Source organism: Sphingopyxis lindanitolerans, assembly GCF_002993885.1.
GTDB lineage: Bacteria > Pseudomonadota > Alphaproteobacteria > Sphingomonadales > Sphingomonadaceae > Sphingopyxis > Sphingopyxis lindanitolerans.
In genome coordinates this window covers 1,538,879-1,565,153 of record NZ_CM009578.1, presented here as the reverse complement: position 1 = coordinate 1,565,153, position 26,275 = coordinate 1,538,879, and the positions used below count along the sequence as shown (strand labels likewise).

The window sequence follows — 26,275 nt, the reverse complement described above, 5'->3', positions numbered from 1 at the left end:
ATCATATTCTCCGCGTCTCCGCGTCTCCGCGTGAACCCTTTTCATTCGCGCTCGCCTCCCACTTTCCCGTAGCCGCCGCCGCCGGGCGTTTCGATCACGAAGGCATCGCCGGCGTCGAGGTTGGCGCTGCCGGTCGCGCCGAGCGTTTCCACCGAGCCGTCGGCGCGCTCGATCCAGTTGCGGCCCGGCGCGGCGTCGCGGCCGCCCGCGAGACCGGCGGGGGGGATCTTGCGGCGATTGGCGAGGATGTTCGCCGTCATGGCTTCGCGAAAGCGGATGCGGCGGATGGCGCCGTCGCCGCCGCGCCATTCGCCCGCGCCGCCCGAACCCTTGCGGATCGAAAACTCCTCGACGATGACGGGGAAGCGCGTCTCCATCACTTCGGGGTCGGTCATGCGGCTGTTGGTCATATGGGTCTGGATCACGCTGGTGCCGTCGAAGCCGGGGCCGGCGCCCGAACCGCCCGCGATCGTTTCATAATATTGGCAGGCGTCGTTCCCGAAGGTGAAATTGTTCATCGTTCCCTGCGCGGGAGCCATCGCGCCGAAAGCGGCGAACAGCGCGTCGGTGATGACCTGGCTGGTCTCGACATTGCCCGCGACGACGGCGGCGGGATAGCGGGGGCTGAGCATCGAATCGTCGGGGACGATCAAAGTGACCGGGGCGAGGCAGCCTTCGTTCATCGGGATCGGGTCGTCGAGCATGGTGCGCAGGAAATAGAGGACGGCGGCGCGGACGACGGGAAGCGGCGCGTTGAAATTGTCGGGCAGCGTCGGCGACGAGCCAGTGAAATCGATGGTGACGTGGCGCGCCTCGCGATCGACCCGGATCGCCACCGCGACCGCGGCGCCATTGTCCATCGCGTAGCGGAAGCTGCCGTCGGAGAGGCGCGCGATGAGCTGGCGGACGGCGGCCTCGGCCTGATGCTGGCCGTGCGCCATGTAGGCAGCGACCGTGGCGACGCCGTGCGTGGCCGAAAGATCGGCGAGCGCGCCGGCGCCGCGCTGGCAGGCGGCGACCTGGGCTTTCAAATCGGCGATGTTGAGCGCCGGGTTGCGCGCGGGCCAGTCGCCGGCGGTCAGGTGCGCGTGGACGGCGGCATCGAGGAAGTTGCCGTCGTCGACGATGAGCCGGTTGTCGAAGAGGATACCTTCTTCGTCGATGCTCTTGCTGTCGGGAGGCATCGAGCCGGGGGCGATGCCGCCGAGGTCGGCGTGGTGGCCGCGCGCGGCGACGAAGAAGGCGGGGACGTCGCGCCCATCGCCTTCTTTGGCGACGAACACCGGCATGATGACGGTGATGTCGGGCAGGTGGGTGCCGCCGTCATAGGGGGCGTTGAGGGCGTAGGCGTCGCCGCGCCTGATACCGCGAGCATCGCTGGATCGCTGGCGGAGAACCGTGCGGACGCTTTCGCCCATCGAGCCGAGATGGACGGGCATGTGCGGGGCGTTGGCGACGAGGCGGCCTTCGCCGTCGAAGATCGCGCAGGAGAAATCGAGCCGCTCGCGGATGTTGATCGACGAGGCGCTGTGCTGAAGCGCGCCGCCCATTTCCTCGGCGATCGCCATGAACAGGCTGTTGAAGATTTCGAGGCGGATGGGGTCGGGTTGGCTTTCCTCGCCCCTCCTCTTCAGAGGAGGGGTAGCGAGACTTGGCTCGGCGGAGCCGGGTCTAGTCGCAGCGGGGTGGTGCGAGCCGTCTTGCGCGCTGTCGCGCGCCACCACCCGGTGTCGGGTGAACAGTCCCCCGGACTGTTCAGGTCGGTCCGGGGGACCGACCGACCCGACACCCCCCTCCTCTGAAGAGGAGGGGCTTTTTTGGAGCCGCAGCGTTCCTTCCTGTTCGACCGTCGCGGTCCAGCCGGGTTCGACCACGGTGGTCGAGAGTGGGTCGATGATGATCGCCGGTCCCGTGATGGTGCGGCCGGGCGCGAGGGCGCCGCGCTGGTGGAGCGGGACGTCGCGCGCCGCGCCGGCGAGCCAGGCGGTGACGATCTCGGGCGCGGTCTCGGCGGTGGGCGCGGGCGGGGGCAGGGTCGGCGCCGCGCCGCCCGCCTCGGTCAGTTCGACGCGGATGCGGTCGACGACGAGGTCGGCGTGCGGCGCATAGCCGAAACGTTGGCGGAAGGCGGCGGCGAAGGCCTCTCTGACTTCGGCGGGAGCGGCGAGCGGGAGTTCGATCGCATTGTCGCTGTCGGCGAGGCGGACGAAAAGCAGCGTTTCGTGGGCGGTTTCGGCATCGGGGGCGAGGTCGGCGCGGGCCTGGTCGGAAAGCTCGGCTTCGGCGGCGGCGAGCGTGGCGGCGCAATTTTCGTCGAGGGTCAGCGCCAGCGTGCGCTCGCGGATCGCCGAGGCGCGGGCGAGGCCCATGCCATAGGCCGAGAGCACGCCCGCGAGCGGATGGAGCAGGATTTCGTCGATTCCGAGCGCGTCGGCGACGAGGCAGACATGCTGACCCGCCGCGCCGCCGAAACCGACGAGGCTGTAATCCTGCGTCAAATCGTGGCCGCGCGCGATGGTGATGCGCTTGATCGCGTTCGCCATCTGCTGGACCGCGATGCTGAGCAGGCCTTCGGCAAGGGCTTCGGGAGAGAGGCCGCCGACGGCGGCGGCCATGGCGGCGAATTTTTGGGCGACGACATCGCGGTCGAGCGGCTGGTCGCCATTCGGGCCGAAGAGGCGGGGGAAATGACCGGGCTGGATCTTGCCGAGCAGGACATTGCAGTCGGTGACGGTGAGCGGGCCGCCGTTGCCATAGGCGGCGGGACCGGGGTTGGCGCCGGCGCTTTCGGGGCCGACGGTAAGGCGCGCGCCGTCCCAGCGGCAGATCGAGCCGCCGCCCGCGGCGACGGTGTGGATGCGCAGCATCGGCGCGCGGATGCGGGTGCCCGCGACGATGGTTTCGTTATCGCGCTCCAATCGTCCGGCATAATGGCTGACGTCGGTCGAGGTGCCGCCCATGTCGAAGCCGATCAGGCGGGTTAGCCCAAGCGGCGCGGCGCTGCCGACCATGCCGACGATACCCCCGGCGGGGCCGGAAAGGATCGCGTCGCGGCCGTGGAAGGCGCCGGCGGACGCGAGACCGCCCGAGCTTTTCATGAATTGCGGGTCCGCATCCTCGCCGAGCTGGGCGGTGAACTGGCGGACATAATGGTGGAGGACGGGCGACAGATAGGCGTCGGCGAGCGTCGTGTCGCCGCGCCCGATCAGCTTGATGAGGGCGCTGACGTCGTGGCTGGTCGAGATTTGGGTGAAGCCGGTTTCGCGCGCGAGGACGGCGAGGCGGCGTTCGTGCGCCGGATAGCGATAGCCGTGCATCAGCACGATCGCGATGCTGGAGAGGCCGCGGCGCCGCGCGGATTGCAGCGCGGCGCGCGCGGCGCCTTCGTCGAGCGGCAGCAGCACATCGCCGTCGGGACCGACGCGCTCGGCGATCTCGGCGACTGCGGCATGCGGCGGCGCGACGCGGTCGAGGCGGCGCGCGAACAGGTCGGGGCGGTCCTGATAGCCGATGGTCAGCGCGTCGCCGAAGCCGCGCGTGATCGCCAGCAGCGTCGGCTCGCCCTTGCGTTCGAGGAGCGCGTTGGTCGCGACGGTCGATCCCATGCGGATCGCGAGCGGAGGAAGCGCGCCCGCGCCCGCGCCGGTGAGGTCGCGGATCGCACTCGCCGCGGCGTCGCCGGGCCTGGCCGGGTCTTCGCTGAGATATTTAGCGGTGACGACCGCGCCATCCGGTACGCGCGCGACGACATCGGTGAAGGTGCCGCCGCGGTCGATCCAGATGTGCCAGCGATCGTCAGCCTGCCGCGTCATGGTCCGGCCAGCGAATGAGGATGCTGAGGGTGTTTTGCGCGGCGGAGCGCTGCCAGCTGCCCTTGAGCTGGCGTTCGATCAGGGTGCGGATGAACTGGGTGCCGAAGCTTTCGGTCGCGATGTCGGGGGTGGCGGCGAGGCCGCTTTCGGCCCAGCGAAGCTCGACATCCCCCGCGTCGCGCCGCCAGCCGACCGACAAATGGCCGGTGCCCGACAGCGCGCCATATTTGGTGCTGTTGGTCACCAGCTCGTGGATCGCGAGCGCCATCGCCTGCGCGCCGTCTTCACCGAGCCGGACGTCCGGACCCTCGATATCGCGGATGACATGCCCGGTGAGGTCGAGTTCGCGGGCAATGATCCGGTCGAGCTCGACGCGGTCGACCAAGCCGGTCACCAGCATCTGCTTGGCGTCGGACAGCGCGCGGAGCCGACCGTCGAATTTCGTCTCGAACTCGTCGAGGTTGGCCGAATCGCGCAGCGTGATGCGGGCGAGCGCGCCGATGCGGGCAAAGGCGTTCTTCATCCGGTGCGCCATTTCGCCCATCATCAATTCGCGGTCCTCGGCATGGCGCGCCTGTTCGGCGGCGAGCGCCTGCGCGGCCCCGACGCGGCGCTGCTGAACGCGGTGCAGCTGCGTCGCGAGGATCGCCAGCGCGAGGCCGAACAGGAAGATGCCGAGCGGCCGGCCCAGCCGTTCGAGGAGGCGGCCATAGGAGATTCGCATCGTCCATTCGCGGTCGGCGATATGCAGTTTCTCCTCATGCGCATCCCAGCCCATCGTCCCCTGATGAAAGACCCGGGGGGCGGAGGGGCCGTCGCCCGCATAGATTTCGATGCCCTTGATCGTCTTGAGCTGCGATCCGAACACCGCGCGCACCATGTCGTGGATGCGGAAGGGCGCATAGACGAAGGCTTCGACCGGGCGGGTTCCGCCGACGGTCGCGGCCTCGGCCGCCTCCGCCCCGCCGTTGGCATAGACCGGCAGATAGATGAGGAAGCCTGGCTGCTTGACCTTTGCGGCGCGTTCCTGCGTGAGTTCGACGACGCCGCTCGCGGCGGGGCGGCCGGTCTGCCACGCGCGCCGCATCGCCGCGCGGCGCACGGGCTCGCTATACATGTCGAAACCCAGTGCGACATAGCGGCGCGGCGTATAGGGTTCGACGAGAATGACGGGAAAGCCGACCGGCTGGTCGGTCACCGGCCAGACCTTGATCGGCTCGCCGTAATTTTCGAGCAATCGCGCCTCGATCGCCGCCGGGGTGCCCTGCCGCATCGCGGCGGCGATGCCGACCCCCTCCATCCCCGGCGTCCGGACCTGCGGCCGGAGCGCCCGCAGATAGGCGCGAATTCCGGGGCCGCTCGCCGCGCTGTCCGACTGATAGAGCGCCCGCACGCCTTCGAGCACCGCGACATGATCGCGCAGCCGCATGTTGACCTGCGTCGCCACATTCGCCGCCTGATCGGCTTCGTCGGCCTGATTGTAAAGAAAGCTGGCGACGGCAGCGGCGGCCGTCGCGAGCAGGATGACGAGACCGACAAAGCGGGCAAGCAGCGCCACAAGCCGATCTGCCCAGGACGAAGGGCGCATTTTCAGTATCCTGCCTGATAACTGCCGGGGCGGCGTCCCCCTCCGGCGCCGACTTTATTCACGGGAAGGGACCGATAGCAAGATGATTTCGCCGCCGTTCCGGCTTCGTCGCCCCCGCCTCCGCCATCGCGAATAAAGGCCTTGCCAAGTATGCGCTACAAATGTAGCACGCTACAAATGTAGCGCATGAGGTGATTCGAAAATGCTGTCGAGCCTGCCCCCGCGAGAACGCGAGATTGTCGATATTCTGTATGAACGCGGCGCCGCGACGGTGACCGAGATCGGCGAATCACTGCCCGATCATCTGTCGGGATCGGCGATCCGCGCGATGCTGAAGCGGCTCGAGGCGAAGGGCTTTGTGGCGCGCGAGGCGTCCGAGCGCGGTTTCGTCTATGCGCCGAGCGTGTCGGACAAGACCGCGCGCAAGTCGGCGCTGAGCCAGGTCGTGCGCGTCTTTTTCAACGGATCGGCGCCGAGCGCCGCCGCGGCGCTGCTCGGCATGCAGGACGGAATGAGCCATTCGGAACTCGATGAGCTTGAAAAGATGATCGCGAAAGCGCGCGAAGGGAGAGACCAGTGATGATCACCACCCCCATGTTGCTGGGCCTTGCCTGGAAATCGGCCGCGGTCGCGGGCCTGATCCTGATCCTGTTGCGGCTCGCCCGCCGTCGTTCGGCGGGCGAGCGCTCGATGATCGCGCATGCGGGACTGGTCGCGCTGCTCGCGCTTCCCGCCGCGATGCTCCTGCTGCCGGCCTGGGCGCCGCTCCCCGAAAGCTGGACTGCCGCGGCCGCGTCGGCACCGCTTGCCGCCGCGCCCGTCGCCGGCGCCGCAGCCCCGGCCGTTTCGGTTGCGGCCGAAACGGCGCGCTTCACGCTGCCGGGGGTCGGCGATCTTGCGCCCTTTCTCTATGCGATCCCATTGGCACTGCTGTCTGGAATGATGCTGCTCGCGGTGGTGCGGCTGTTCGCGATGCGCGGCCGGGCCGAGGTGCTGACCCAGGGGTCGTGGCTGTCGGCGCTCGCCGAGGCGCAGCGGCGCATGGGCTTCAAGCACGGCACCGCGCTGCTCGTCAGCAAGGAATTGCGGTCGCCGATCAGTTGGGGCGTGCTGCGCCCGACGATCGTGCTGAGCCCGGTCACGGTCGATGCGGTCGATGAAGCCGAGGCGATCATCGCGCACGAACTGGCGCATGTCGCGCGGCTCGACTGGGCGAAGCTGCTCGGCGCGCGGGTCGCCTGCGCGGTCTTCTGGTTCAACCCGCTGGTGTGGATGCTCGCGCGCGAAAGCCATCAATTGCGCGAGGAAGCCGCCGACGATGCGGTGCTGATGGCCGACATCGACGGCCCCGATTACGCCACGCTGCTGGTCGGCGCCGCGCGGCACGACAATCAGGGGGCGCTGCTCGCCGCGCATGGCGTGGCGCCGGGCAAGGGCAGCCTCAAGCGCCGGATCACCCGCGTGCTCGACGGCAGCCTGAAGCGCGGCCCCGCGAGCGCAAGCTGGATGCTGATGAGCCTGGTGCTGCTCGCCGGGGTTACCGCGCCGCTCGCCGCCTTTTCGGCGACCGCGGATCATTCCGGCCGGACGGCGAAGGACGTCCGGGTTCCCTCTCTTGCCTCCGCCCCGGCCGCGATCCAGTCCACCGCGGCCGTGGGTGGAAACCAGGGCGGCGAAACGGCACCTGCCGCCGCGACCCGGAAGCCGCTGACCGCCGACCAGCTCGTCAGCATGCGCGCGGTCGGCGTGACCCCCGAATATGTTGCCGAGATGCGCGAACATGGCGGCTCGATGGACCCCGACGACATCATCGCGGCGAAGGCGACGGGGGTCGACCCCGCCTATGTCCGCGCGATGCGCGGCGTCTTTCCGGGCGCCGACATGGACGATCTGATCGGCGCCTCGGCGCTGCATATCGACCCCGGCTATGCGCGCGAGATGAAGGCGCAATTCCCGGGCTTGTCGATCGACGATCTGGTCGGAATGCGGGCGGTGGGGGTTACCGGCGATTATATCCGCAGGATGCGCGGCGCCGGCTATGCGCTGAAGACCCCCGACGACGCGATCGAACTGCGCGCGACCGGAATGACGGGGCGGGCGACGGCGAAGGCGACGACCCGCCGCGAGGACCGGGCGACGGTCGAGATCGGTCGCGGCGTGCTGGAAGCGCGCAGCGCCGATGGCCGCGTCGCTCGCATCGCCTTCCCCGAGCCGCCCGCGCCCCCGGCGGCGCCCGAGAACTGACGCCCGGACGTTCGTCCAACCACAGCTTCCGTTGATCGAACCCCGCTTTTGAAACGCCGCTGCGGCGGCGAGCGATGACGCTCGCCTGGCGCGCGGAGGGAGGAGCCTGCCATGAAGATCCTGATTCTTGCCGCCGGAGCCGCGCTGTTGTCGATGACAGCTTCTGCCGCGCCGAGCCCTGCCGCCGACGCGATGGTCGTCAGCGATATCGCGTGGGCGGTGACGCCGCCGGCCGATGGCGCGCCGCATCTGCGCGCATCCGCCATCGCTCGTCGAGCAGCGACGTGTCGCTGAACGGGCGCGCCGAATTCGGTGCGGCGCGCGATGCGCTGCAAGGCGGTGCGGGGCCGGTATCCTTCACCGTGCTGCACGCGGCCGGGACGCTCGCCTGTTCGGGCCGCCTGACGGGGGCCTTCGCGGGCGAGGGGCGCTGCCGCTTTTCCGCCGATCCACGGTTCGAGGCCGCGCTCGCCGAGCGGGGGCTGGCGCCGGATCATCGCGCCGACCTGATCGCGATGCTGCTCGTCGATGCGACGGTCGACCTGGCCGACGGGCTGACCCGCGAAGGCGTGAAGCCCAAGGATAACGGCGACCTGATCGCCGCCGCCGCGCTGGATGTCACGCCCGCCTATGTCCACGATCTCAAGTCCGACGCGATGGTCCTGACCGATATCGACGATGCGATCGCGTGCAAGGCGCTCGATGTCGATGGACCCTATGTGCGCGGGCTCGCCGCGGCGGGCTATCGCAACCTGGCCGCCAGGGATGTCGTCGCGATGAAGGCGATGGACGTGTCGCCCGACTATGCGCGGGCGATGAACCGCGCGCGGGGGAGCGGCCAGTGAAATTTGCCGCCAGCCTTGCGGCGATCGCCGCCGCGCTCTCTGCCCTGCCCGCCCTCGCGCAGGCGGCGGCGCCCACCGGCGACACGCCGCCGCCCGCGCCGACGGAAAGCGCCGCGAGCGCGAACAGCGCGGCGCGGCAGGTCTTCACCCCCGCCGATTTCGCGCGCTACGCACCCAAGAACGCCAATGACATGCTGGCGCAGGTTCCCGGCTTTTCGATCCGCGACAGCGAGAATCTGCGCGGACTGGGGCAGGCGACGGGCAATGTCCTGTTCAACGGCGAGCGGCCGTCGAACAAGGCCGACGACATGTACACCCAGCTTTCGCGCATTCCCGCGGGCAATGTCGAGCGGATCGAGATCGTCGATGGCGCGTCGCTCGATATCCCCGGATTGTCGGGGCAGGTTGCGAACATCGTCTATCGCGCCGACAGTTTTTCGGGGCAATTTTCGTGGAAGCCCGAATTCCGTGCGCATTACACCGACCCGCTGTTCACGCGCGGCGATGTGTCGGTGCGCGGGCGGACGGGCGAGGTCGAATATGAGGCGGGGCTCAACAATAATGATTCGGCGCGCAGCGGCGCGGGCGGCCCGACGCTGATCTATGACGGCGCGGGCGACATCATCGAGCGGCGCAAGGATATCTGGAACACCCATTATGACACGCCCAAGCTGTCGGGGCGCATCAGCTGGGATCCACCGGGCGATACGGTCGCCAATCTGGGCGGCCATATTCAGCGCAAAATCGATCGCTATTATGAGGATGGTCTGCGCACCGGCCCCGGCCTTTCCGATCGCCTTCGCACCGTATATGAAAAGGCCGATAGCTGGAATTACGAGGTGAGCGGCGACTATCAGTTCGCCCTCGGCCCCGGCAAGCTGAAGGCCATCGGGCTGCGCCGGTTCAGCCACGAACCCTATTTGCAGGAAATCGTCACGACGCCCGACGACGGCGCGCCCGCGACCGGCGACCGCTTTGCGCAGACCGGCGACCTGGGCGAGACGATCGCGCGCGGGGAATATCAGTGGAAGATGTTCGGCGGCGACTGGCAATTGTCGGGCGAGGCGGCGTTCAACACGCTGGACAATGTCGCGTCGATCGCTTCGCTCGACCCGTCGGGCGCGTGGATCGACCAGCCCTTCGACGGCGGCACCGGCGGGGTGAGCGAAGACCGCTATGAAGGATTGCTGAGCTTTGGGCGCAAGCTCACCAACAGTTTCAGCTTCCAGCTCACCGCCGGGGCCGAGCATTCGACGATCACGCAGACCGGGGCGAACGGCCTGACGCGCAGTTTTTTCCGGCCGAAGGGATCGCTGACGCTCGCCTGGGCGCCGTCGGCCGATTTCGACGCGTCGCTCAAGATCCGGCGGCGGGTGCTCCAGCTCAGCTTCTATGATTTTCTGGCGCGCGCCTTCCTCAACGACGGCAATGAGAATCAGAGCAACAATGACCTGCGGCCCCAGCAGGACTGGAGCTATGAGCTTGAGATCAACAAGAAGCTGGGGGCGTGGGGGTCGACCAAGCTCTATTTCGTCTATCGCGATGTCGAGGACCGGGTCGATGTGATCCCGATCGGCGACGAGGGCGAAGCGGTCGGCAATATCGCCAAGGCGAAAGCCGGCGCGGTCGAATGGACGTCGACGATCAACTTCGACCCGGCCGGGCTGAAGGGCGTCAAGATCGACACCAGCCTGTTGTTCCAGACATCGTCGCTGCGCGATCCCTTCACCGGCGAGAAAAGGCAGTGGAGCGGCTTTACCGACACGTCGATGAGCATCGACCTGCGCCACGACATAGCGCACAGCGACTGGGCATGGGGCGCGCATGCCGACTATTCGCACAACCAGGCCAATTATCGCCGCAACCAGACCGACAAGGTCTGGGAAGGCCCGGTCTGGGCATCGGTGTTCGTCGAGCACAAGAATGTCATGGGGCTGACCGTCCGCGCGTCGGTCAACAATATCCTCAACGCCCGCTCGAAGCGCGACCGGACGGTGTATGACGGGCTGCGCGGGGCGAGCGACATCGCCTTTGTCGAGGAGCGCGACCGGCTGATCGGTCCGATCTTTGCCCTTTCGGTGCGCGGGAAGTTTTGAAATCGGCTAGGACGGCGCGATGACGAGCCGCCGCACCAAAATCTATTTCGATGGCGGATGCCGACCGAATCCCGGGCCGATGGAAATCGCGGTGGTGACCGGCGGTGTCGCGGCGATCGACCGCGACATCGGGGTTGGAAGCAGTCTCGATGCCGAATGGCTGGCGCTGATCGCGGCGCTGCGGCTGGCGCGGGTGCGGGGGCTTTCGGATTTCGTGTTGCTGGGTGACGCGGCGACGGTGATCGCGCAGGCGATGGGGACGGTGCGCGCGCGCGGGGTTGCGGCGGAGCATCTGGCGGTGTTTCGCGACCTCGCGGGCGATGGTCCGCCGCCGCGGGTTCGTCATATCGGGCGGGCGCAAAATCTGGCGGGGATCGCGCTGGCGAAGCGGCATCCGCGCTGAACGGGCGCGTCAGGCGTAGGCGTCGATCGCGACGAGATGGTTCGCCTTGTCGGCGTCGCTCAGGAACGAGCCGGTGAAGCTGTTGCGCGCGAGGGCCAGAAGCTCGGCCTTCGACAGGTCGAGCGCGTCGGCGACGGCCTGATAGTTCGCGCCGACATAGCCGCCGAAATAGCTGGGATCGTCGCTGTTCACCGTCGCCGCCAGCCCGGCGTCGAGCATGATCTTCAGCGGATGGTCGGCCATGTCGCCGACCACGCAGAGCTTGAGGTTCGAGAGCGGGCAGACGGTGAGCGTCATGCCCTCGCTGGCGAGGCGCGCGACGAGGGCGGGGTCCTCGAGGCTGCGGTTGCCGTGGTCGATGCGGTCTACGTGCAAGAGGTCGAGCGCCTCGCGGACATAGGCGGGCGGGCCTTCCTCGCCCGCGTGGGCGACGAGCTTGAGCCCGAGGGCGCGGGCGCGGGCGAAGACGCGGGCGAATTTCGAGGGGGGATGGCCGACTTCGGAGGAGTCGAGCCCGATGCCGTCGATGCGGCCGAGAAAGGGCAGCGCTTCGTCGAGGGTCGCGTCGGCGTCGGCTTCGCTGAGGTGGCGGAGGAAGCAGAGGATGAGCTTCGACGTCAGTCCATATTCCCTCCGCGCCTCGTCGAGCGCGCGGGTGATGCCGGCGATCACCGTGGCGAAGGCGACCCCGCGCGTCGTGTGACCCTGCGGATCGAAGAAGATTTCGACGTGGCGGACATTGTCGGCGTGGGCGCGGGCGAGATAGGCGGCAGTGAGGTCGTGGAAATCCTGCTCGGTGTGGAGGACGCCCATCCCCTGATAATAGATGTCGAGGAAATCCTGGAGGTTCGAGAAGGCATAGGCGGCGCGCACCTCCTCGACCGAGGCGAAGGGAATGGCGACGGCGTTGCGCTGGGCCAGCGCGAACATCAATTCGGGTTCGAGCGAACCCTCGATATGGAGGTGAAGCTCGGCCTTGGGGAGGCCGGCGATGAACGCCGCGCGGTCGGCGGCGGAGGCGAAACCGTCAGCCATGGGCATGGCCCTCCTCTTCGCGCAGGATGATCGCGGCCTCGGGCTTGTGGCGGCGAATTTCCTCGACCGTCAGGCCGTCGATCTCGTGCGGGAAGATCAGCCAGCGGTCGGTTTCGTGGACGAAGAAATCGGGCCTCAGGTCGGTGACGTTGCGACCGGGCTTGAACCAGACGGTCGCGATGCGGATGTCGCGCGGCATATTGTGGCGGCAGCGCGCCTTCAATTCGGAGAGGAAAGCGCGGATGCTGCGCCCCGAATCGAACACGTCGTCGATGATCAGCAGGCGGTCCTCGGGGTCTAGGGTGTCGATGAGATAGCCGAGCGCGAAGACCCGGACCTGCGGGTCCTGATCGTCGATGCCTTTGTAGGAAGAGGTGCGGATCGCGATATGGTCGCAGTGGAGGCCATGATAGTCGAGCAGTTCCTGCACCGCGATCCCCACCGGCGCGCCGCCACGCCAGATGCCGACCAGATGCGTCGGCCGGAACCCGCGATCGATGACCTGCATGCCGAGCCGCAGCGAGTCGGCGAGAAGCTCGTTCGCGCTGATGTAGATTTTATCGTCGCTCATGCGCCGGACCTAATCCGGCCCTCGTCATTTGTCATGTCGTTCCTCGTCGTCCGGTGCGAGGGTGCGCGGATGGTGTGGCGGCAGGCCATGGACCCCCGATCACGTCCGAGGCGACGAGAAAGAGGGGGCGGCGATTGGTCGCCGACGGCCTATTTTCGCGCCGCGGCGCTCTGGTCGCGGATCGCCTTGAATTCGCTGTCGGGCTTCCACTGGGGCCATTTCGCCGAGCGCGCCAGTTCGTCGCCGATCTGGTAAAATATCTGAATATCCTGAACCGCACCATTGAGGTTCCAACTCGCGTCCCAGGCATCGCACGCCTGATGATAGCATTTGCCGGTATAGGCATCGACCCACGCCTGACCCGCCGCCTTGCCGCCGTTCACAAGGTCGGAGGCGCCCGCGATACCCATCATCAAGAGGACGGGAACGCCGCGCTTCGCCATGCTGAAATGGTCGGCGCGGAAGAAGAGGCCTCGTTCGGGGAGGCTTTCGACCGACACGGTGCGGCCCTGGGTGGCGGCGACGCGGGCAAGGTCGTCCTCGAGGCTGCCCTGGCCCTTGCCGACGAGGATGACGTCCTTTGCGCGGCCCGCGGTCTGGAGGATGTCGAGAACAAGGTTGGCGACGGTCTTGTCGAGCGGATAGACGGGCGCCTCGGCATAGGCTTCGGATCCGAGCAGGCCGCGTTCCTCGGCGGTCCAGAAGGCGAAGACGATGGTCCGGTCGGGCGGCGGCGCGGCCTTGAACAGCCGCGCCATCTCGAACAATCCGGCGACCCCGAGCGCGTCGTCGTTGGCGCCAGCGCGATAGATGCGGCCCTGTTCGTCGGGCTTGCCCGCGCCATAGGCGTCCCAGTGCGCGCCATAGATCACGACCTCGTCGGGGCGTTTGGCGCCGGGGATTTTGGCGAGGACATTCTGGCTCTGCACCACTTCGTGCGTCACCGGGATCGCGGCGTCGAAGCTGGTGCCGAGATCGACTGGGCGGAAATCGGCGCGGCGCGCGGCGACGCGGAGCTTTGCCAGATTCTGTCCGGCATCCGCGAACAGCTTCGTCGCGGTGTCGCCCGCAATCCAGCCCTGGAGCGCGAGGCTGGTTCTCTTTTCGGGCGGGACGACGAGGCTGTAATTTTCGCCGCCGGGGCTTTTCACGACGTTCCAGCCGTAGCCGGCCCCGTCGGTATCGTGGACGATCAGCGCGCCGATCGCGCCGCGCCGCGCCGCTTCCTCGAACTTGTAGGTCCAGCGGCCGTAATAGGTCATCGTGCGGGCGCCGAACTTGCCGAAGCTGTCGTCGCCCTTCGTCGCGACGAAATCGGGATCGTTGACGAGAAAGACCGCGACCTTGCCCTTGAGGTCGACGCCCTTGAAATCGTCCCAGCCGCGTTCGGGGGCGTGGACGCCGTAGCCGACGAAGACCATCGGCGCGCCGGCGATCGCGGCGACGTCGTTCGGTTGCTGGCTCGACACATAAATGTCGGTGCCGAGACGAAGCGGCGTCGCGCTGCCCCGGCGGTCGAAGGCGAGCGTGGTCGGCGTGCCGAGCGCGGTGTGGAGCAAAGGCACCGGCTGGGTCCAGCCGCCGCCCGGTCCGGCGGGTTCGAGGCCGAGCGCCTGGAGCCGGCCGATCAGATAGCCGACGGTGCGTTCCTCGCCGACCGTCCCCGGCGCGCGGCCCTGGAACTGGTCCGAGGCGAGGGTGCGGACGGTTTCGGTGAGGTTGGCGGCGCTGATGTCCTGCGCGGCGGCGGGCGCGGCGAGGAGGGTGGCGGCGGCGAGAAGCGCGGGGCGCAGAGTCATGGCTGGGGGGTTTCCGAAGCTGGGGAGGAAGGCGTGGATGCGGGGGTGGCGGCGGGCTCGGGGGTCCAGCCCGTCCGGTATTTTTCGAACCAGGCGAGAATCGCCGAGGCCTTGGCCGCCGCCTGCGACGGGCGCGCGGCGATGCCGCCGTGGCTGGCGCCGGGCACCTTGACCAGCGCGGTCGGCACCCCGCGCAGGCGCAGCGCGGTATAATATTGCTCCGACTCGCTGACCGGGGTGCGATAATCCTCGCTGCCGACGACGACCATCGTCGGCGTCTTGACGTTGCCGACCAGCGACAGCGGCGAATGGTTCCAATAGGTGGCCTGATTTTCCCACGGCATCGCGCCCATCCAGTAACGGCCGAAGAAGGCGGGGCCGTCGGCGGTGAGCGCCTGCGTCGTCCAGTTGATCACGGGTTTCTGGGCGACCGCGGCCTTGAAACGGTCGGTCTTGCCGACGATCCAGCTCGTCAGCACGCCGCCGCCCGAGCCGCCGGTGACGAACAGCGCGTCGGGATCGGCGATGCCGAGGTCGATCGCGCGGTCGACGATGCTCATCAGGTCGAAATAGTCGTTGCCGGGATAATTTTTGTCGATCGCGTTCGCGAACGCCTCGCCATAGCTGGTCGAGCCGCGCGGGTTCGCCGAGAGCACCGCATAGCCCGCAGCGGCGTAAAGCTGGTTGTCGGCGGCGAAATGCGGGCCATAGGCGGCGAAGGGGCCGCCGTGGATCTCGAGGATCAGCGGCACGCGCCGCCCTTCGCGATAGCCCGGCGGCAGCGTCAGCCAGCCGTCGATCGACAGGCCGTCGAAGCTCGACGCCGCGCTGATCTTGCGCACCTCGCCCAGCGCCTTCGTCGCCGCGAGGGTGCGATTGAGGTCGGTGAGGGTGCGCGTCCTGCCACCCGCCGCGAGCGCGACCTCGGCCGGGCGCGCGGGCGTGCCCGCGGTGAAGGCGATCGCGTCATTGTCGGCGACCGAGAAGCTGCCGCCCGAATAGGGGCGGTCGAAATCACTGTTCGCAAGGCCGGTCGCGATCGCGCGCACCGATCCGTCGAGGCCGATGCGCGCGACCCTGGTTTCGCCGCGCTCGTCATATTGGACATAGAGGCCGCGCCCGTCGGCGTCCCAGGCGGCCCGGTCGACGCTGTAATCCCAGGCGGCGGCGAGGCGGCGGCTGCCCGACCCGTCGCGGTTCATCACGTAAAGGCCGGTGTTTTCATAGGCGCGCAGCCGGTCGTCGAAGCCGACATAGGCGATCATCCGGCCGTCGGGCGAGACGAGCGGGTTCGCGTCGGGGCCCTTGCGCGTCGTGAGCTGGGTGACCGCGCCGTCGGCGACGTCGAGGGCGTAGATATTGCTTTCGAGCGGGTCGCTCTGCCAGTCGGAGCGGCGGTCGGCGCTGAAATAGAGCGTCGTTCCGTCGCGCGACCAGCTCAGCGGGCCGCCGTCATGATAGGGGCCGAAGGTGAGCTGGCGCGGCGCGCCGCCGGTCGCGGACACGACGAAGATCTTTTCGAACCCCGGCTCGATCAGGCCCTGGCCGTCGGCGCGGTAGGTGAGGAGGTCGTGCACTTCGAGCGGCGCGGCCCATTTCGCGCCCTCGGGCTTGTTCGCGGGGGCCTTGCCGAAGCTCGGCGCTTCGTCCTTGACGAGCATCGTATAGGCGATCGAGCGGCCATCGGGCGACCAGGCGATGCTCGACGGGCTGGTCGGCAGGCCGGTCAGCTTCGCCGCCTCGCCGCCGTCCATCCAGCGCACCCAGAGCTGGGCGCCGCCGCCCGCGGTCGAGACATAGGCGAGGCGCTTGCCGTCGGGCGACCAGCGCGGCGAGAAGGCGTCGCCGGTGCGGCCGGCGACCGGGGTCTCGGCGCCGGTCTGGGTGTCGAGCAGCCAGATGCTGCTGACCGCGCGGTCGGACATGATGTCGTTGGCGCGGCGGACATAGGCGATATGGCGCCCGTCGGGGCTGATCTGCGGGTCGGCGGCGGCGGCGAGGTCGAAGAGGTCCGCGCCGGTGAAGCGATGCTCGGGCCCCGTGCGTGCGCTGCCGATGGCGGGAGAGGCGGCGGGCGCCGCTTCGGTCGTGGCGGACGCTGCCGCCGGTTCGGGGGGCGGGCTTTCCTGAGCGAGAAGGGGCTGAACGGTGAGCGGGAGAAGGCTCGCGCCGAGCAAGGCGAGTTTACGCATCGAAATGGGTGCCCCTTTTGTGGTGAATGGTTGAAGGTGTAACCATGTCGGGGCGCCGGTCAACCGAACGACGGAGATGTGAGGTAAATATGACGGCGGCCTCCATCGCCGTCACCCCGGACTTGATCCGGGGTGACGAAGGGAAGGCGGTCATCAGTCATTCGATATAAATAACCATATGGGTTATTTTCTATTGACATCGTCACGCTGATATGGCACAAGTATCGCATCATGAAGAATTGCGATTCGGGCCGGCGCCCTTCCGATGCGGGAGCGGCGTTCCGGCCTTTTTATTTTGGCGATTATGGAGCTTGCAAACACACCCTCGCTACCATCGTCATGCTGAAACAGGTTCAGGTGACGAAAGAGCAAATGAGATCGGCCGACAGCCGTGTGTTTGCAAACGACATGGCGCCTTTATTTTGAGGCGAGGCGGATATGGACAAGGGACGCGAGGACGAGATTGTGCCGCAACATCATCGGCCGGTGCAGGCCAAGACGGGCAAGCCGGGCGGCTGGACCAGGGCGAAGCGCGAGGCGTTTCTGGTCGAGCTGGCGGCGAGCTGCAACATCGTGCGCGCGGCGGCGCTGGTCGGGATGGGGCAGAGCGGCGCCTATCGCCTGCGCAAACGCGAACCGGATTTTGCGGCGCAATGGCAGGCGGCGCTGGAAATCGGTTATGAACGGCTGGAAACCGCACTGGTGCGCCGCGCCCTGGAGACGGTGGGCGAGTTTCCGGTCGAGGCGCTCGACGAGCGCAGCGAGCCGGTCGAGAAGATGACGGTCGATCAGGCGATCCGCATCCTGACCTTTCATCGCGAGAGCATCCGGCAGGGACAGGCGCGCACGCGCAAGCCGCAGGCGCGGCATGTCGCGACGCAGGAGGAAACCGACGCGGCGTTGATCAAGCGCATTCGTATCGTCGAGCGGCAGCGCGCCGCCCCCGCGCCATCGCCCGAGGGCGATGCAGGCGCGGATGCGCGCGAACCCCGATGCGCATAAGCGATGCCGAGCTGGCCGCCACCGACCCGGAGACGCGAAGGTGGCGGTCGGACGGCGTGCTGGCGTGGCTGCGCCGCCTGACCCCCAAAGCGCTGCGGCGCGTGCTGCGCGAACTGACCGACGGGCAGAAAGCCGAGCTGGTGACGCGCTGGTATGGCTTTGAAAATGACGGCCAGCGCGAGCCGGCGGGCGACTGGCGCATCTGGCTGATCCAGGCGGGGCGCGGGTTCGGCAAGACGCGCGCGGGCGCCGAATGGGTGAGCCAGATCGCCCGCGACCGGCCCGGCGCGCGAATCGCGCTGGTCGCGGCGACGCAGGCCGATGGGGTGCGGGTGATGATCGAGGGACCGAGCGGGCTGGTCGCGGTGGCGCGCGCGAACGAGGAACCGCGCTGGGTCGCGGGACGGCGCGAATTCCTGTTCGACAGCGGGGCGGTGGCAACGCTTTATTCCGCCGAGGCGGGCGAGGAATTGCGCGGGCCCGAACATCATGCCGCCTGGTGCGACGAACTCGCCAAATGGCGGCGCGGGACGGTGGCGTGGGATAATCTGATGCTGGGGATGCGACTGGGCGAGACCCCGCGCGTGCTGGTGACGACGACGCCGCGCGTCAATGCGGCGATGCGGCGGGTCAAGGCGGCGCCGGGGCTGGTGGAAACGACGGGGCGGACCCGCGACAACCCGCATCTGCCGGGCAATTTCGTCGTCGCGATGCTCGAAAGCTATGGCGGGACGCGGCTGGGGCGGCAGGAACTTGACGGCGAGATGCTCGAGGATGTCGAGGGCGCGCTGTGGACGCGCGGGCTGGTCGAGCGGTGCCGGGTCGCGGCCGATGGCATCGGCAAGCCGGTGCGCGTGGTGATCGGGGTCGATCCGCCCGCGACCAGCACCGGCGATGCGTGCGGGATCGTCGTCGCCGCCCTGCTGCGCGACCGGCGGATCGCCGTCGTCGAGGATGCGAGCGTCGCGAATCCGCCGCCGGGCGTCTGGGCGCAGGCGGTGGCGGGCGCGGCGGCGCGCTGGGGCGCCGAGCGGGTGGTGGCCGAGAGCAATATGGGCGGCGAGATGGTGCTGGCGGTGCTGCGCCAGGCCGAGGTCACGCTGCCGGTGGTGCCGGTCCATGCGAGCGTCGGCAAGGCGCGCCGGGCCGAGCCGATCGCGCTCGCCTATGAGCGCGGGCAGGTGGTGCATGCGGGGGCCTTCGCCGAACTGGAGGACGAGCTTTGCGGGTTGCAGGTCGGCGGCGGCTATGCCGGGCCGGGCCGCTCGCCCGACCGGGCCGATGCGTGCGTGTGGGCGCTGGCGGCGTTGCTCGATGGGCTGCGGAGCGGGGCGGGGCCGGGGGTGCGGCGGGTTTAGACGCCGGGCATGGTCCTTCTCCCCTCCCGCTTGCGGGAGGGGAGCCGGTTTACGGCTTCACCATTTGCTCATCGGTCCATCTTCCTAATCGCGATTGCAGGAGAACATCATGAACTGGTTTGGCCGCAAGGCTGCGCAGGGTGCTGCGCGACCGGCTTTGTCGCGTGTGTATGGGACGTGGTCGGCGCCCGCGCCGCTGTCGTGGGAAGCGCAGGTGCGCGCGGGCTATCTGGGCAATGCGATCGTCCAGCGCGCGGTGCGGCTGGTCGCCGAGGCGGCGGGGTCGGCGCCGGTGGTGGCGAGCGATCCGGCGCTGGCGTCGCTCGTCGCGGCGACGTCGGGCGGGCAGGGGCTGGTCGAGACGCTGGCGTCGCAATTGCTGCTCCACGGCAATGGCTATGTGCAGATCCTGACCGACGCGGGCGGCGCGCCGGCGGAATTGTTCGCGCTGCGGCCCGAGCGGGTGACGGTCGAGGCCGACAGCCGGGGGTGGCCGGTCGCCTATCGCTACAAGGTGGGCGGCGGCGCGGCGGTGCTGGCCGCCGAGGATGGCGCGGGGCGCGTCGCGGTGGTGCATGTGAAGGCGCTGCATCCATTGGACGATCATTATGGCGCGGGGTGCCTGGGCGCGGCTTCGGGCGCGATCGCGGCGCATAATGCGGCGGCAAAATGGAATGCGGCGTTGCTGGGCAATGCCGCGCGGCCGTCGGGGGCGCTGGTCCACGATCCGGGCGACAAGGGGATGCCGCTGTCGGCCGAGCAGGTCGACCGGCTGCGCGAGGAACTGGCGGAGAGTTTTGCGGGCGGGGCGAATGCGGGGCGGCCGTTGCTGCTGGAGGGCGGGCTGAAATGGCAGGCGCTCTCGCTGTCGCCCGCCGAGATGGATTTTCTGGCGCTGAAGGATTCGAGCGCGCGCGAGATTGCGATGGCGTTCGGGGTGCCGCCGATGCTGCTCGGGCTGCCGGGGGATGCGACCTATGCCAATTATCGCGAGGCCAATCGCGCGCTGTGGCGGCTGACGGTGCTGCCTTTGTGCGCGAAGATATTGGGGGCGATTTCGCAGGGGCTGGCGGGGTGGTTCGCGGGGGCCACGCTGCGCGTCGACCTGGATCGGGTGCCGGCGCTGGTCGAGGACCGGATGGCGCTGTGGCGCGAAGTGTCGGGGGCCGACTGGCTGACGGCCGATGAGAAGAAGGCGCTGTTGGGAGTGGGGTAGCGGAGAAGAGGATTCGCGCAGAGACGCAGAGAGCGCAGAGATAGCGGCAATAGGCCGCCGACCCTGGATGACGCAGGTAGACGGAAGGAATGGGCGGCTTCGCCGCCGTTTTCTCTCTGCGTCCTCTGCGGCTCTGCGCGCATTGTTCCCAACGCATAGGGAGATTGCGACATGGATGAGGACGAAGCGCTGGCGCGTTTGATCGCGCTGGCGGGGACGAGTGCGGCCGGAGCGTCCGGTGCGCCGGACGCCGCGCTGCTGCGTGCGCTGGTCGAGGAGGCGAGCGAACTGGGGGCGCGGCGGGCGCTCGCGCGGCTGGGGCTCGCCGACGCGGCGGCGCGCGACGATGTTAGCGATCTGCGGCAACTGCTCGGCGCGTGGCGCGATGCCAAGAAGAGCGTGTGGGCGGCGGTGATCGACTGGGCGGTGCGCGGGATGCTGGCGCTGCTGGTCGTCGGGCTGGCGATGAAGCTGGGGCTGCCGGGGTTGCTCAAATGAGGGGCGCGGCGGAACATCCCCTCCCCCGACCCCTCCCGCACGCGGGAGGGGGGATCAGGTTCGCGGGCTATGCGTCGGTGTTCGACCGGGTGGACCGGGGCGGCGACGTGGTGCGGGCGGGGGCGTTCGCGGCGAGCCTGAAGGAGGGGCGCGGCGTGCCCTTGCTCTGGCAGCATCGGCCGGGGGCGGTCGTCGGCGTGATCGAGACATTGGCGGAGGATGCGCGCGGGCTGCGCGTGGTGGCGCGGGTGACGCATCCGACCGCGGCACGGCTCGTCGAGCAGGGCGCGCTGACGGGATTGAGCTTTGGCTATCGGGTGCGGGCTGCGCGTGGGCATGAACCGCGCGAGTTGCTGAGGCTCGACCTGGCGGAAGTGAGTTTGGTGGCGGCGCCGATGCAGGCGCTGGCGCGGGTGATTGCGGTCGATTTGGTGAAGGAGTGACAAGCATGGACGATATGGAAGTGAAAGCCGACGCGCTCGATGGCGCGTTCGATGCGGTGCTGGCGGCCGAAGCGGTCGACGAGTTGAAGGCCTCGGTCGCGGCGCTCAAGGCCCAGGTCGACGCGCAGGCGGTGGCGGCGTCGCGGTTGCCGCTCGACGGGGCGAAGGCGGCCGACCCGGCGCGCGATGCGTTCGTCGAGCGTTATCTGCGGCGCGGGATCGATGCGGGCGTCGAGATGAAGAGCCTGTCGGGGGCGTCGGGCGGCGAGGGTGGCTATGCCGTGCCGCGCGAGATCGACGGGGCGATCGCGGCGACGCTGAAGGGCCTGTCGCCGATCCGGTCGATCGCGACCGTCGTGCAGACGGGGACGAGCGGATACCGCAAGCTGATCGCGACCGGGGCGATGGGCGCGGGCTGGGTCGGCGAGACCGACGCGCGCCCGGCGACCGCGACGCGCGGCTTTGCCGAGATCGCGCCGCCGTCGGGCGAGCTTTACGCCAATCCGGCGGCGAGCCAGGCGATGCTCGACGACGCGATGTTCGACGTCGAGAACTGGCTGGCCGAGGAGCTGGGGCGCGAATTCGCGGTCGCCGAGGGCAGTGCGTTCGTCAACGGCAACGGGACGAATCGGCCGAAGGGCTTTCTGAGCTATACGGCGACGAACGAGGCCGATGGCGTGCGCGCGTTCGGCTCGCTGCAATATCTGGCGACGGGGACCGCGGGCGCCTTTCCGGCGGCGAGCCCGCAGGACAAGCTCGTCGAGCTGGTGCATGCGCTGAAGGCGCCCTATCGCCAGGGGGCGTGCTGGGTGATGAACAGCGACACGCTGGCGCGTATCCGCAAGTTCAAAACGACCGACGGCGCCTTTATCTGGCAGCCCGGCATGGTCGAGGGACAGGCGGCGAGCCTGCTCGGCTATCCGGTGGTCGAGGCCGAGGACATGCCCGATGTCGGCGCGAACAGCCTGTCGATCGCCTTCGGCAATTTCCGCGCCGGTTATCTGGTCGCCGACCGCGGCGAGACGCGCATCCTGCGCGATCCGTTCAGCAACAAGCCTTTCGTGCATTTCTATGCAACCAAAAGGGTGGGCGGTGCGATCATCGATTCGCAGGCCATCAAGCTGATGAAATTCGCCGCCAGCTAAACAGCACGGCGCGCGAGGGGCGTCCGGTTCCTTCCCTTTCGGAGCCGGGCGCCACCCCGACAGGTTTGCCGCGATGCGCGCCTTTGGCGCGCGGTCGCTGCGCGACCTCCACCCCCACCCAGCTTCGACTAGCGAACATGTTCGCAAGTCTTCGCAACCCTTCCCCTTTGAGGGGGAGAGGGATTTGTTGGAAAGGATGGCCCTGCCATGCCGAACCCCTTTTTCGCCGACCTGGTGCGCGAGCTTGCCCAGGACGGCGGGACCGGGCCGCTGACGCCGACCGGCGCGGTGCCCGGCCATCGCCGCTTTGCCGACATCGTACCGGCGGGCCGCTCGTTTCATTATGCCGTGTGCGGGATCGGACAGCCGGGCCAGTGGGAAACCGGCCTTGGCCATATCGACGAAAGCGGCCGGCTGGCCCGCGACACCGTCGCGGCGTCGTCCGCCGGGGGTGCGCGGACCGACTTCGCGGCCGGGCTGAAGACGATCGCGCTGACCGTGGGCGCCGACTGGTTCGCGGCGAGCGATGCGGCGGCGGCGACGGTCGCCGGAACGCCGGCGGCCAAGCAGCCGCTGTCGACGACGCATGCCGACGCCGAAAGCGCGGCGGAGGACGACCGGCTGACGGTGCGGCGCGGCGCGGGCTGGGTGAATCTGCCGCTCGCGGCGTTCGCCTGGCGCGATGGCGGTGGACGCTATCAGATCGGCGGCCCGATCGCGGCGAGCAGCGGCACCGCCGCGGCGCCCGCGATCGGCTTTGCCGCCGATGGCGACACCGGGCTGTTCCGTGTCGCGGCCAACTGCCTGGCGCTGGCGACCGGCGGAGCCGAGCGGCTGCGCATCGACGCGGCGGGCCATGTCGGGGTCGGCAAAAGCCCGGTGGCGCGACTGCATGTCGCGGCGCCGCCCGGCACGCCGCCGCTGATCGTCGAGGCGGCGAATGAATCGGACAATAGCGGCCGGGCGCTACAATTTCACCTGAACGGGCAGCGATGGTGCGACATGTATGTCGTTTCCAGCGGCGGCGGCGATTTCGCCATCGCCACCGGCGCCGTCACACCGACCGAGCGGCTGCGCATCCGTTTCGCCTCGATCCGACCGGGTGCCGACAATGGCATGTCGCTCGGCGAAGGCAGCACGCGCTGGTCGGTCGTCTACGCCGGCACCGGCGCGATCAACACGTCGGATGCGCGCGACAAGAGCTGGCGCGGCGCGGCGACTTCCGCCGAACTGATGGCGGCGCGGCGGATCGTCGGCGAGCTCGGCTTTTACCAGTGGGACGATGCCATCGCCGAAAAGGGGGCCGACGGCGCGCGGCTGCACTTTGGCGTGCGCGCGCAGGCGGTGTGGGCGATCATGGCCGACGAAGGGCTGATCGACCCGGTCGTCGAGGAGGCGGCGCCCGACAGCCGCTACGCCTTCCTCTGTTATGACGAATGGGGCGAAGAGCGCGACGGCGAGGGGGCGGTGATCGTCGCGGCGGGCAGTCGCTTCGGCATCCGTCCCGACCAGCTCGCGCTGTTTCTGATCGCGGCGCAGGACGCGCGGCTCGCGGCGCTGGAGTTGGCGGCATGACCGACGGGTCGGCGCTGTCGTCGCGCGCGCTGGGCGCCGCCACCCGGCGCGACCTGGCGAGCGAATGGAGCGGTCCCGAACCGGCGGCGACGCAGGTGCCGCTGCCGATCGTCCGCGAGGCGGTCCGCCGCGTGATCGTGCGCAAGCCATAAGCCATGAGGGAAGAGCGATGACGATGGTAGCAAAGGATCCGGGGACGCGGATCGATTTCGAATTCGACTGGGCGGCGGCCTATCCCGACGGGCAGGCGGTGCTGGCAAGCGACTGGAGCGCCGAACCCGACGAGGCGGGCGGGGTGACGGTCGCGGCGGCGGCGCACGACCTGACGCGCGCCACCGTCACGCTGGCGGGCGGAATAGCCGGGCGCGTCTATCGCGTGACCAACCGCGTGACGCTGAGTGACGGACAGATCGACGAGCGGTCGGCGATCGTGCGGGTGGAGGAAAGATGATGGCCGAAAATCCGGTGCCGGGGGCGAGCCCGGTCAGCCTGAACGAGGCGCGGGGCTGGCTGCGGATGGGCGCGACGATCGACGATGCCGTCGTCGCCGGGCTGATCCGCGCCGCGACCAATATCTGCGAAGCCTTCATCGGCCGCTGGCTGATCGTTCGCGCCGCCGAGGAGCTGGTGCCGCTGGACGGCGGCGCGGTCCGGCCGGGGGTGCGTCCCGTCGTCGCGGTCGATACGGTCGCGCTGCTGCTGCCCGGCGGCGGCGAGACATTGCTGGACGAAGCGGCCTATCGCGTGCGGATCGGGCGCGATGGCGACGCATCGATCCTGATTTTCGACCGTGGCGCCGCGGATCGCGCGCGCATCGCCTTTCGCGCCGGGATGGCGGCCGAAGCGAACGGCATTCCCGAGGCGATCCGGCAAGGCATCGTCCGCATGACGCAGCATCTGCACGAAGCGCGCGACGGCGGCGGCGGCGCGCCGCCGGCGGCGATCGCCGCCCTGTGGCAGCCGTGGCGGCGGCTGACGCTGGGGGGAAGGCCATGAGGACGGCCGAGCAGGCGCTGCGCGCGAAAGCGATCGCGCTGCTCGCCGGGGATGGCGAACTGGCGGGCGCGGTCTATGGGGTTTTCGACGGGATGCCGCCGCGCGCGAGCGCGCCCTGCGTATCGGTCGGTGCGGCCGAGGGGAGCGATTGGGGGACCAAGGATCGGGCGGGGCGCGAAATCCGGCTGACGGTGACGCTGCACGGCGTCGGCGACAGCCTGGACGACCGCGCCGCGGCGCGGGTCGAGGCGGTCGCGGCGGCGCTGCGCGGCCCGGCCGAGGATTGGACCGTGGTTGGCGCGCGGATCGTGCGGACGCGGTTCGGCCCGGCCCGCGAGGGCGGCTGGCGCCGCGAACTGGTGGTGCGGTGCCGGTGTTTGGCGCTGTCCTGAGGGGTGTCTCGACTTCGCTCGACACGAACGGGATGAGGGAGCGGGGATGCGGCCGGAAGCGACCGGAAGCCGACATCTCTTTCATGGTCACCCTGAACTTGTTTCAGGGTCCATGGCCGGACGTCTCATTCAGCGCGGCGCGGGACGCGAGCGCAGGCCATGGATGCTGAAACAAGTTCAGCATGACGACATTAAAAGGCCGCTTCCCACCCCACAGCGGACGCTCAGTTCCCTTTTATGAGGGATTCAAACCGGCTTGGCGATCAGTCGTCGGCGGGCATCGTGTTGCTGGAGGAATAATCGGCGAACTTGTCGGTGAAGCTCGCGTGATAATCCTCGATCTGCATTTCGGCATTGTCGGCGGCGTCGGCCGCGGAATAGCCGCTTGTGGCGTTGGCCGTGGTGACCGCGACGCGGAACGCCTCACGCTCGCTGTCGCAGGCGGCCTTGAGCGACATTTCATATTCGGCCTCGCCCACCTTGGCCTCGAGCGACTTTTTCAGATGGCCGCGCAGGCATTTGGTGAAGGCGGCGCGCGTCGTGTCGACGGTGCCGGTCCCCACCGGCGCCATGGTGGCCAAGAGCAAGCTGGTGATGAGCATCCTGCGACTCCCCGTTTGCAGCGATTTTTCAAAGGAGGTTTAGACTATGGCAATCGAAAATGGGAGCGCTTTTCTGTTGAAAATCGGGGATGGCGCGGCCCCGCCGGTCTTTGCGACGGTGGCCGGGCTGCGCACGACGCAGATGTCGGTGAATGGCGAGGCGGTCAATGTCACGACCAAGGATTCGGGCGGCTGGCGCGAACTGCTGTCGGGCGCCGGGGTGCGGTCGGTGTCGGTCAGCGCCGCCGGGATCTTTACCGGGTCGGACGCCGAGGTGCGATTGCGCGGTCATGCCCTGTCGGGCGCGATCGACGAGTATGAGCTGAGCTTTGAGAGCGGCGAGCGGCTGCGCGGGCGGTTCCTGGTCACGCGGCTCGACTATGCCGGCGATTATAATGGCGAGCGCAATTACACGCTGAGCCTCGAATCGAGCGGGCCGGTGGTGAGCCTGTGAGCGAGCCTG

26 protein-coding genes are annotated in these 26,275 nt (G+C 68.8%); 19 read left to right on the top strand and 7 right to left on the bottom strand.

What is annotated here, in order from left to right:
- Positions 1–41 precede the first annotated feature (41 nt).
- Both CVO77_RS21590 and CVO77_RS07530 read right to left on the bottom strand, forming a co-directional pair.
- Positions 42–3,812: a hydantoinase B/oxoprolinase family protein gene (locus CVO77_RS21590; protein WP_242446135.1), complete on the bottom strand. Its 3,771-nt coding sequence runs from the start codon at positions 3,810–3,812 to the stop codon at positions 42–44.
- The gene (locus CVO77_RS07530; protein WP_105998590.1) at positions 3,796–5,400 is read right to left on the bottom strand and encodes a CHASE domain-containing protein; all 1,605 of its coding nucleotides are present in this window, start codon (positions 5,398–5,400) and stop codon (positions 3,796–3,798) included. Before CVO77_RS07530 ends, CVO77_RS21590 begins: the two co-directional genes overlap by 17 nt.
- Positions 5,401–5,602: 202 nt before the next feature.
- Between CVO77_RS07530 and CVO77_RS07525 the strand changes: the two genes are divergently transcribed.
- From CVO77_RS07525 to CVO77_RS07500, 6 genes are all read left to right on the top strand, one after another.
- A complete protein-coding gene (locus CVO77_RS07525; protein WP_105998589.1) occupies positions 5,603–5,980 on the top strand; it encodes a BlaI/MecI/CopY family transcriptional regulator in 378 nt (125 codons plus the stop codon).
- On the top strand, positions 5,980–7,644 hold the full coding sequence (locus CVO77_RS07520) for a M56 family metallopeptidase (protein WP_105998588.1): 1,665 nt from the start codon (positions 5,980–5,982) through the stop codon (positions 7,642–7,644). The genes CVO77_RS07525 and CVO77_RS07520 overlap by 1 nt, the downstream gene beginning before the upstream one ends.
- Before the next feature lie 111 nt (positions 7,645–7,755).
- Positions 7,756–7,938 (top strand): hypothetical protein, encoded by a 183-nt coding sequence (locus CVO77_RS07515; protein ID WP_105998587.1) that lies wholly within the window; start codon positions 7,756–7,758, stop codon positions 7,936–7,938.
- Positions 7,929–8,489, top strand: a complete 561-nt coding sequence (locus CVO77_RS07510; RefSeq protein WP_105998586.1) for a hypothetical protein — start codon at positions 7,929–7,931, stop codon at positions 8,487–8,489. Before CVO77_RS07515 ends, CVO77_RS07510 begins: the two co-directional genes overlap by 10 nt.
- The gene (locus CVO77_RS07505; RefSeq protein ID WP_105998585.1) at positions 8,486–10,585 is read left to right on the top strand and encodes a TonB-dependent receptor plug domain-containing protein; all 2,100 of its coding nucleotides are present in this window, start codon (positions 8,486–8,488) and stop codon (positions 10,583–10,585) included. The genes CVO77_RS07510 and CVO77_RS07505 overlap by 4 nt, the downstream gene beginning before the upstream one ends.
- A 19-nt stretch (positions 10,586–10,604) precedes the next feature.
- Complete coding sequence (locus CVO77_RS07500) at positions 10,605–10,988, top strand: reverse transcriptase-like protein (RefSeq protein WP_105998584.1); 384 nt, start codon at positions 10,605–10,607, stop codon at positions 10,986–10,988.
- Positions 10,989–10,997: 9 nt separating this feature from the next.
- Here CVO77_RS07500 and CVO77_RS07495 read toward each other — a convergent pair whose 3' ends face one another.
- The 4 genes from CVO77_RS07495 to CVO77_RS07480 form a co-directional block, all read right to left on the bottom strand.
- The gene (locus CVO77_RS07495) at positions 10,998–12,023 is read right to left on the bottom strand and encodes an adenosine deaminase (protein ID WP_105998583.1); all 1,026 of its coding nucleotides are present in this window, start codon (positions 12,021–12,023) and stop codon (positions 10,998–11,000) included.
- Positions 12,016–12,594 carry a phosphoribosyltransferase gene (locus CVO77_RS07490; protein WP_105998582.1) on the bottom strand — a complete coding sequence of 193 codons (579 nt, stop codon included), beginning with the start codon at positions 12,592–12,594 and terminating at the stop codon, positions 12,016–12,018. Before CVO77_RS07490 ends, CVO77_RS07495 begins: the two co-directional genes overlap by 8 nt.
- Before the next feature lie 149 nt (positions 12,595–12,743).
- Positions 12,744–14,393, bottom strand: a complete 1,650-nt coding sequence (locus CVO77_RS07485; protein ID WP_105998581.1) for a M28 family metallopeptidase — start codon at positions 14,391–14,393, stop codon at positions 12,744–12,746.
- Complete coding sequence (locus CVO77_RS07480) at positions 14,390–16,585, bottom strand: S9 family peptidase (protein ID WP_105998580.1); 2,196 nt, start codon at positions 16,583–16,585, stop codon at positions 14,390–14,392. The genes CVO77_RS07485 and CVO77_RS07480 overlap by 4 nt, the downstream gene beginning before the upstream one ends.
- Before the next feature lie 231 nt (positions 16,586–16,816).
- Here CVO77_RS07480 and CVO77_RS07475 point away from each other — a divergent pair, with 231 nt between their 5' ends.
- From CVO77_RS07475 to gp17, 12 genes are all read left to right on the top strand, one after another.
- Positions 16,817–17,011, top strand: a complete 195-nt coding sequence (locus CVO77_RS07475; protein WP_105998579.1) for a hypothetical protein — start codon at positions 16,817–16,819, stop codon at positions 17,009–17,011.
- Between the two features lie 12 nt (positions 17,012–17,023).
- Positions 17,024–17,587: a hypothetical protein gene (locus tag CVO77_RS07470; protein WP_105998578.1), complete on the top strand. Its 564-nt coding sequence runs from the start codon at positions 17,024–17,026 to the stop codon at positions 17,585–17,587.
- Positions 17,578–18,945 (top strand): DNA-packaging protein, encoded by a 1,368-nt coding sequence (locus tag CVO77_RS07465; RefSeq protein WP_105998577.1) that lies wholly within the window; start codon positions 17,578–17,580, stop codon positions 18,943–18,945. The genes CVO77_RS07470 and CVO77_RS07465 overlap by 10 nt, the downstream gene beginning before the upstream one ends.
- A 109-nt stretch (positions 18,946–19,054) precedes the next feature.
- Entirely contained in the window at positions 19,055–20,161 is a 1,107-nt protein-coding gene (locus CVO77_RS07460) for a phage portal protein (protein ID WP_105998576.1), read from the top strand.
- Positions 20,162–20,332: 171 nt separating this feature from the next.
- Positions 20,333–20,659, top strand: coding sequence for a DUF6127 family protein (locus tag CVO77_RS07455; RefSeq protein ID WP_105998575.1), 327 nt, complete (start codon positions 20,333–20,335; stop codon positions 20,657–20,659).
- Entirely contained in the window at positions 20,656–21,102 is a 447-nt protein-coding gene (locus CVO77_RS07450; protein ID WP_105998574.1) for an HK97 family phage prohead protease, read from the top strand. The genes CVO77_RS07455 and CVO77_RS07450 overlap by 4 nt, the downstream gene beginning before the upstream one ends.
- 5 nt (positions 21,103–21,107) lie before the next feature.
- Positions 21,108–22,247 (top strand): phage major capsid protein, encoded by a 1,140-nt coding sequence (locus CVO77_RS07445; RefSeq protein ID WP_105998573.1) that lies wholly within the window; start codon positions 21,108–21,110, stop codon positions 22,245–22,247.
- Positions 22,248–22,454: 207 nt separating this feature from the next.
- Entirely contained in the window at positions 22,455–23,822 is a 1,368-nt protein-coding gene (locus CVO77_RS07440; protein WP_105998572.1) for a tail fiber domain-containing protein, read from the top strand.
- The gene (locus tag CVO77_RS21250) at positions 23,819–23,974 is read left to right on the top strand and encodes a hypothetical protein (RefSeq protein WP_158258020.1); all 156 of its coding nucleotides are present in this window, start codon (positions 23,819–23,821) and stop codon (positions 23,972–23,974) included. The genes CVO77_RS07440 and CVO77_RS21250 overlap by 4 nt, the downstream gene beginning before the upstream one ends.
- 17 nt (positions 23,975–23,991) lie before the next feature.
- The gene (locus tag CVO77_RS07435) at positions 23,992–24,273 is read left to right on the top strand and encodes a phage fiber-tail adaptor protein (RefSeq protein WP_192878886.1); all 282 of its coding nucleotides are present in this window, start codon (positions 23,992–23,994) and stop codon (positions 24,271–24,273) included.
- Positions 24,273–24,818 carry a head-tail connector protein gene (locus CVO77_RS07430; protein ID WP_158258019.1) on the top strand — a complete coding sequence of 182 codons (546 nt, stop codon included), beginning with the start codon at positions 24,273–24,275 and terminating at the stop codon, positions 24,816–24,818. The genes CVO77_RS07435 and CVO77_RS07430 overlap by 1 nt, the downstream gene beginning before the upstream one ends.
- Positions 24,815–25,210 (top strand): tail completion protein gp17, encoded by a 396-nt coding sequence (gp17, locus tag CVO77_RS07425; protein ID WP_105998570.1) that lies wholly within the window; start codon positions 24,815–24,817, stop codon positions 25,208–25,210. Before CVO77_RS07430 ends, gp17 begins: the two co-directional genes overlap by 4 nt.
- Positions 25,211–25,473: 263 nt before the next feature.
- On the opposite strand, the gene CVO77_RS07420 is transcribed toward gp17, so the two are convergent.
- Positions 25,474–25,812 carry a hypothetical protein gene (locus CVO77_RS07420; RefSeq protein ID WP_105998569.1) on the bottom strand — a complete coding sequence of 113 codons (339 nt, stop codon included), beginning with the start codon at positions 25,810–25,812 and terminating at the stop codon, positions 25,474–25,476.
- A 46-nt stretch (positions 25,813–25,858) separates the two neighbouring features.
- On the opposite strand from CVO77_RS07420, the gene CVO77_RS07415 reads away from it, so the two are divergent.
- Positions 25,859–26,266: a phage major tail protein, TP901-1 family gene (locus CVO77_RS07415; RefSeq protein ID WP_105998568.1), complete on the top strand. Its 408-nt coding sequence runs from the start codon at positions 25,859–25,861 to the stop codon at positions 26,264–26,266.
- Positions 26,267–26,275: the final 9 nt, after the last annotated feature.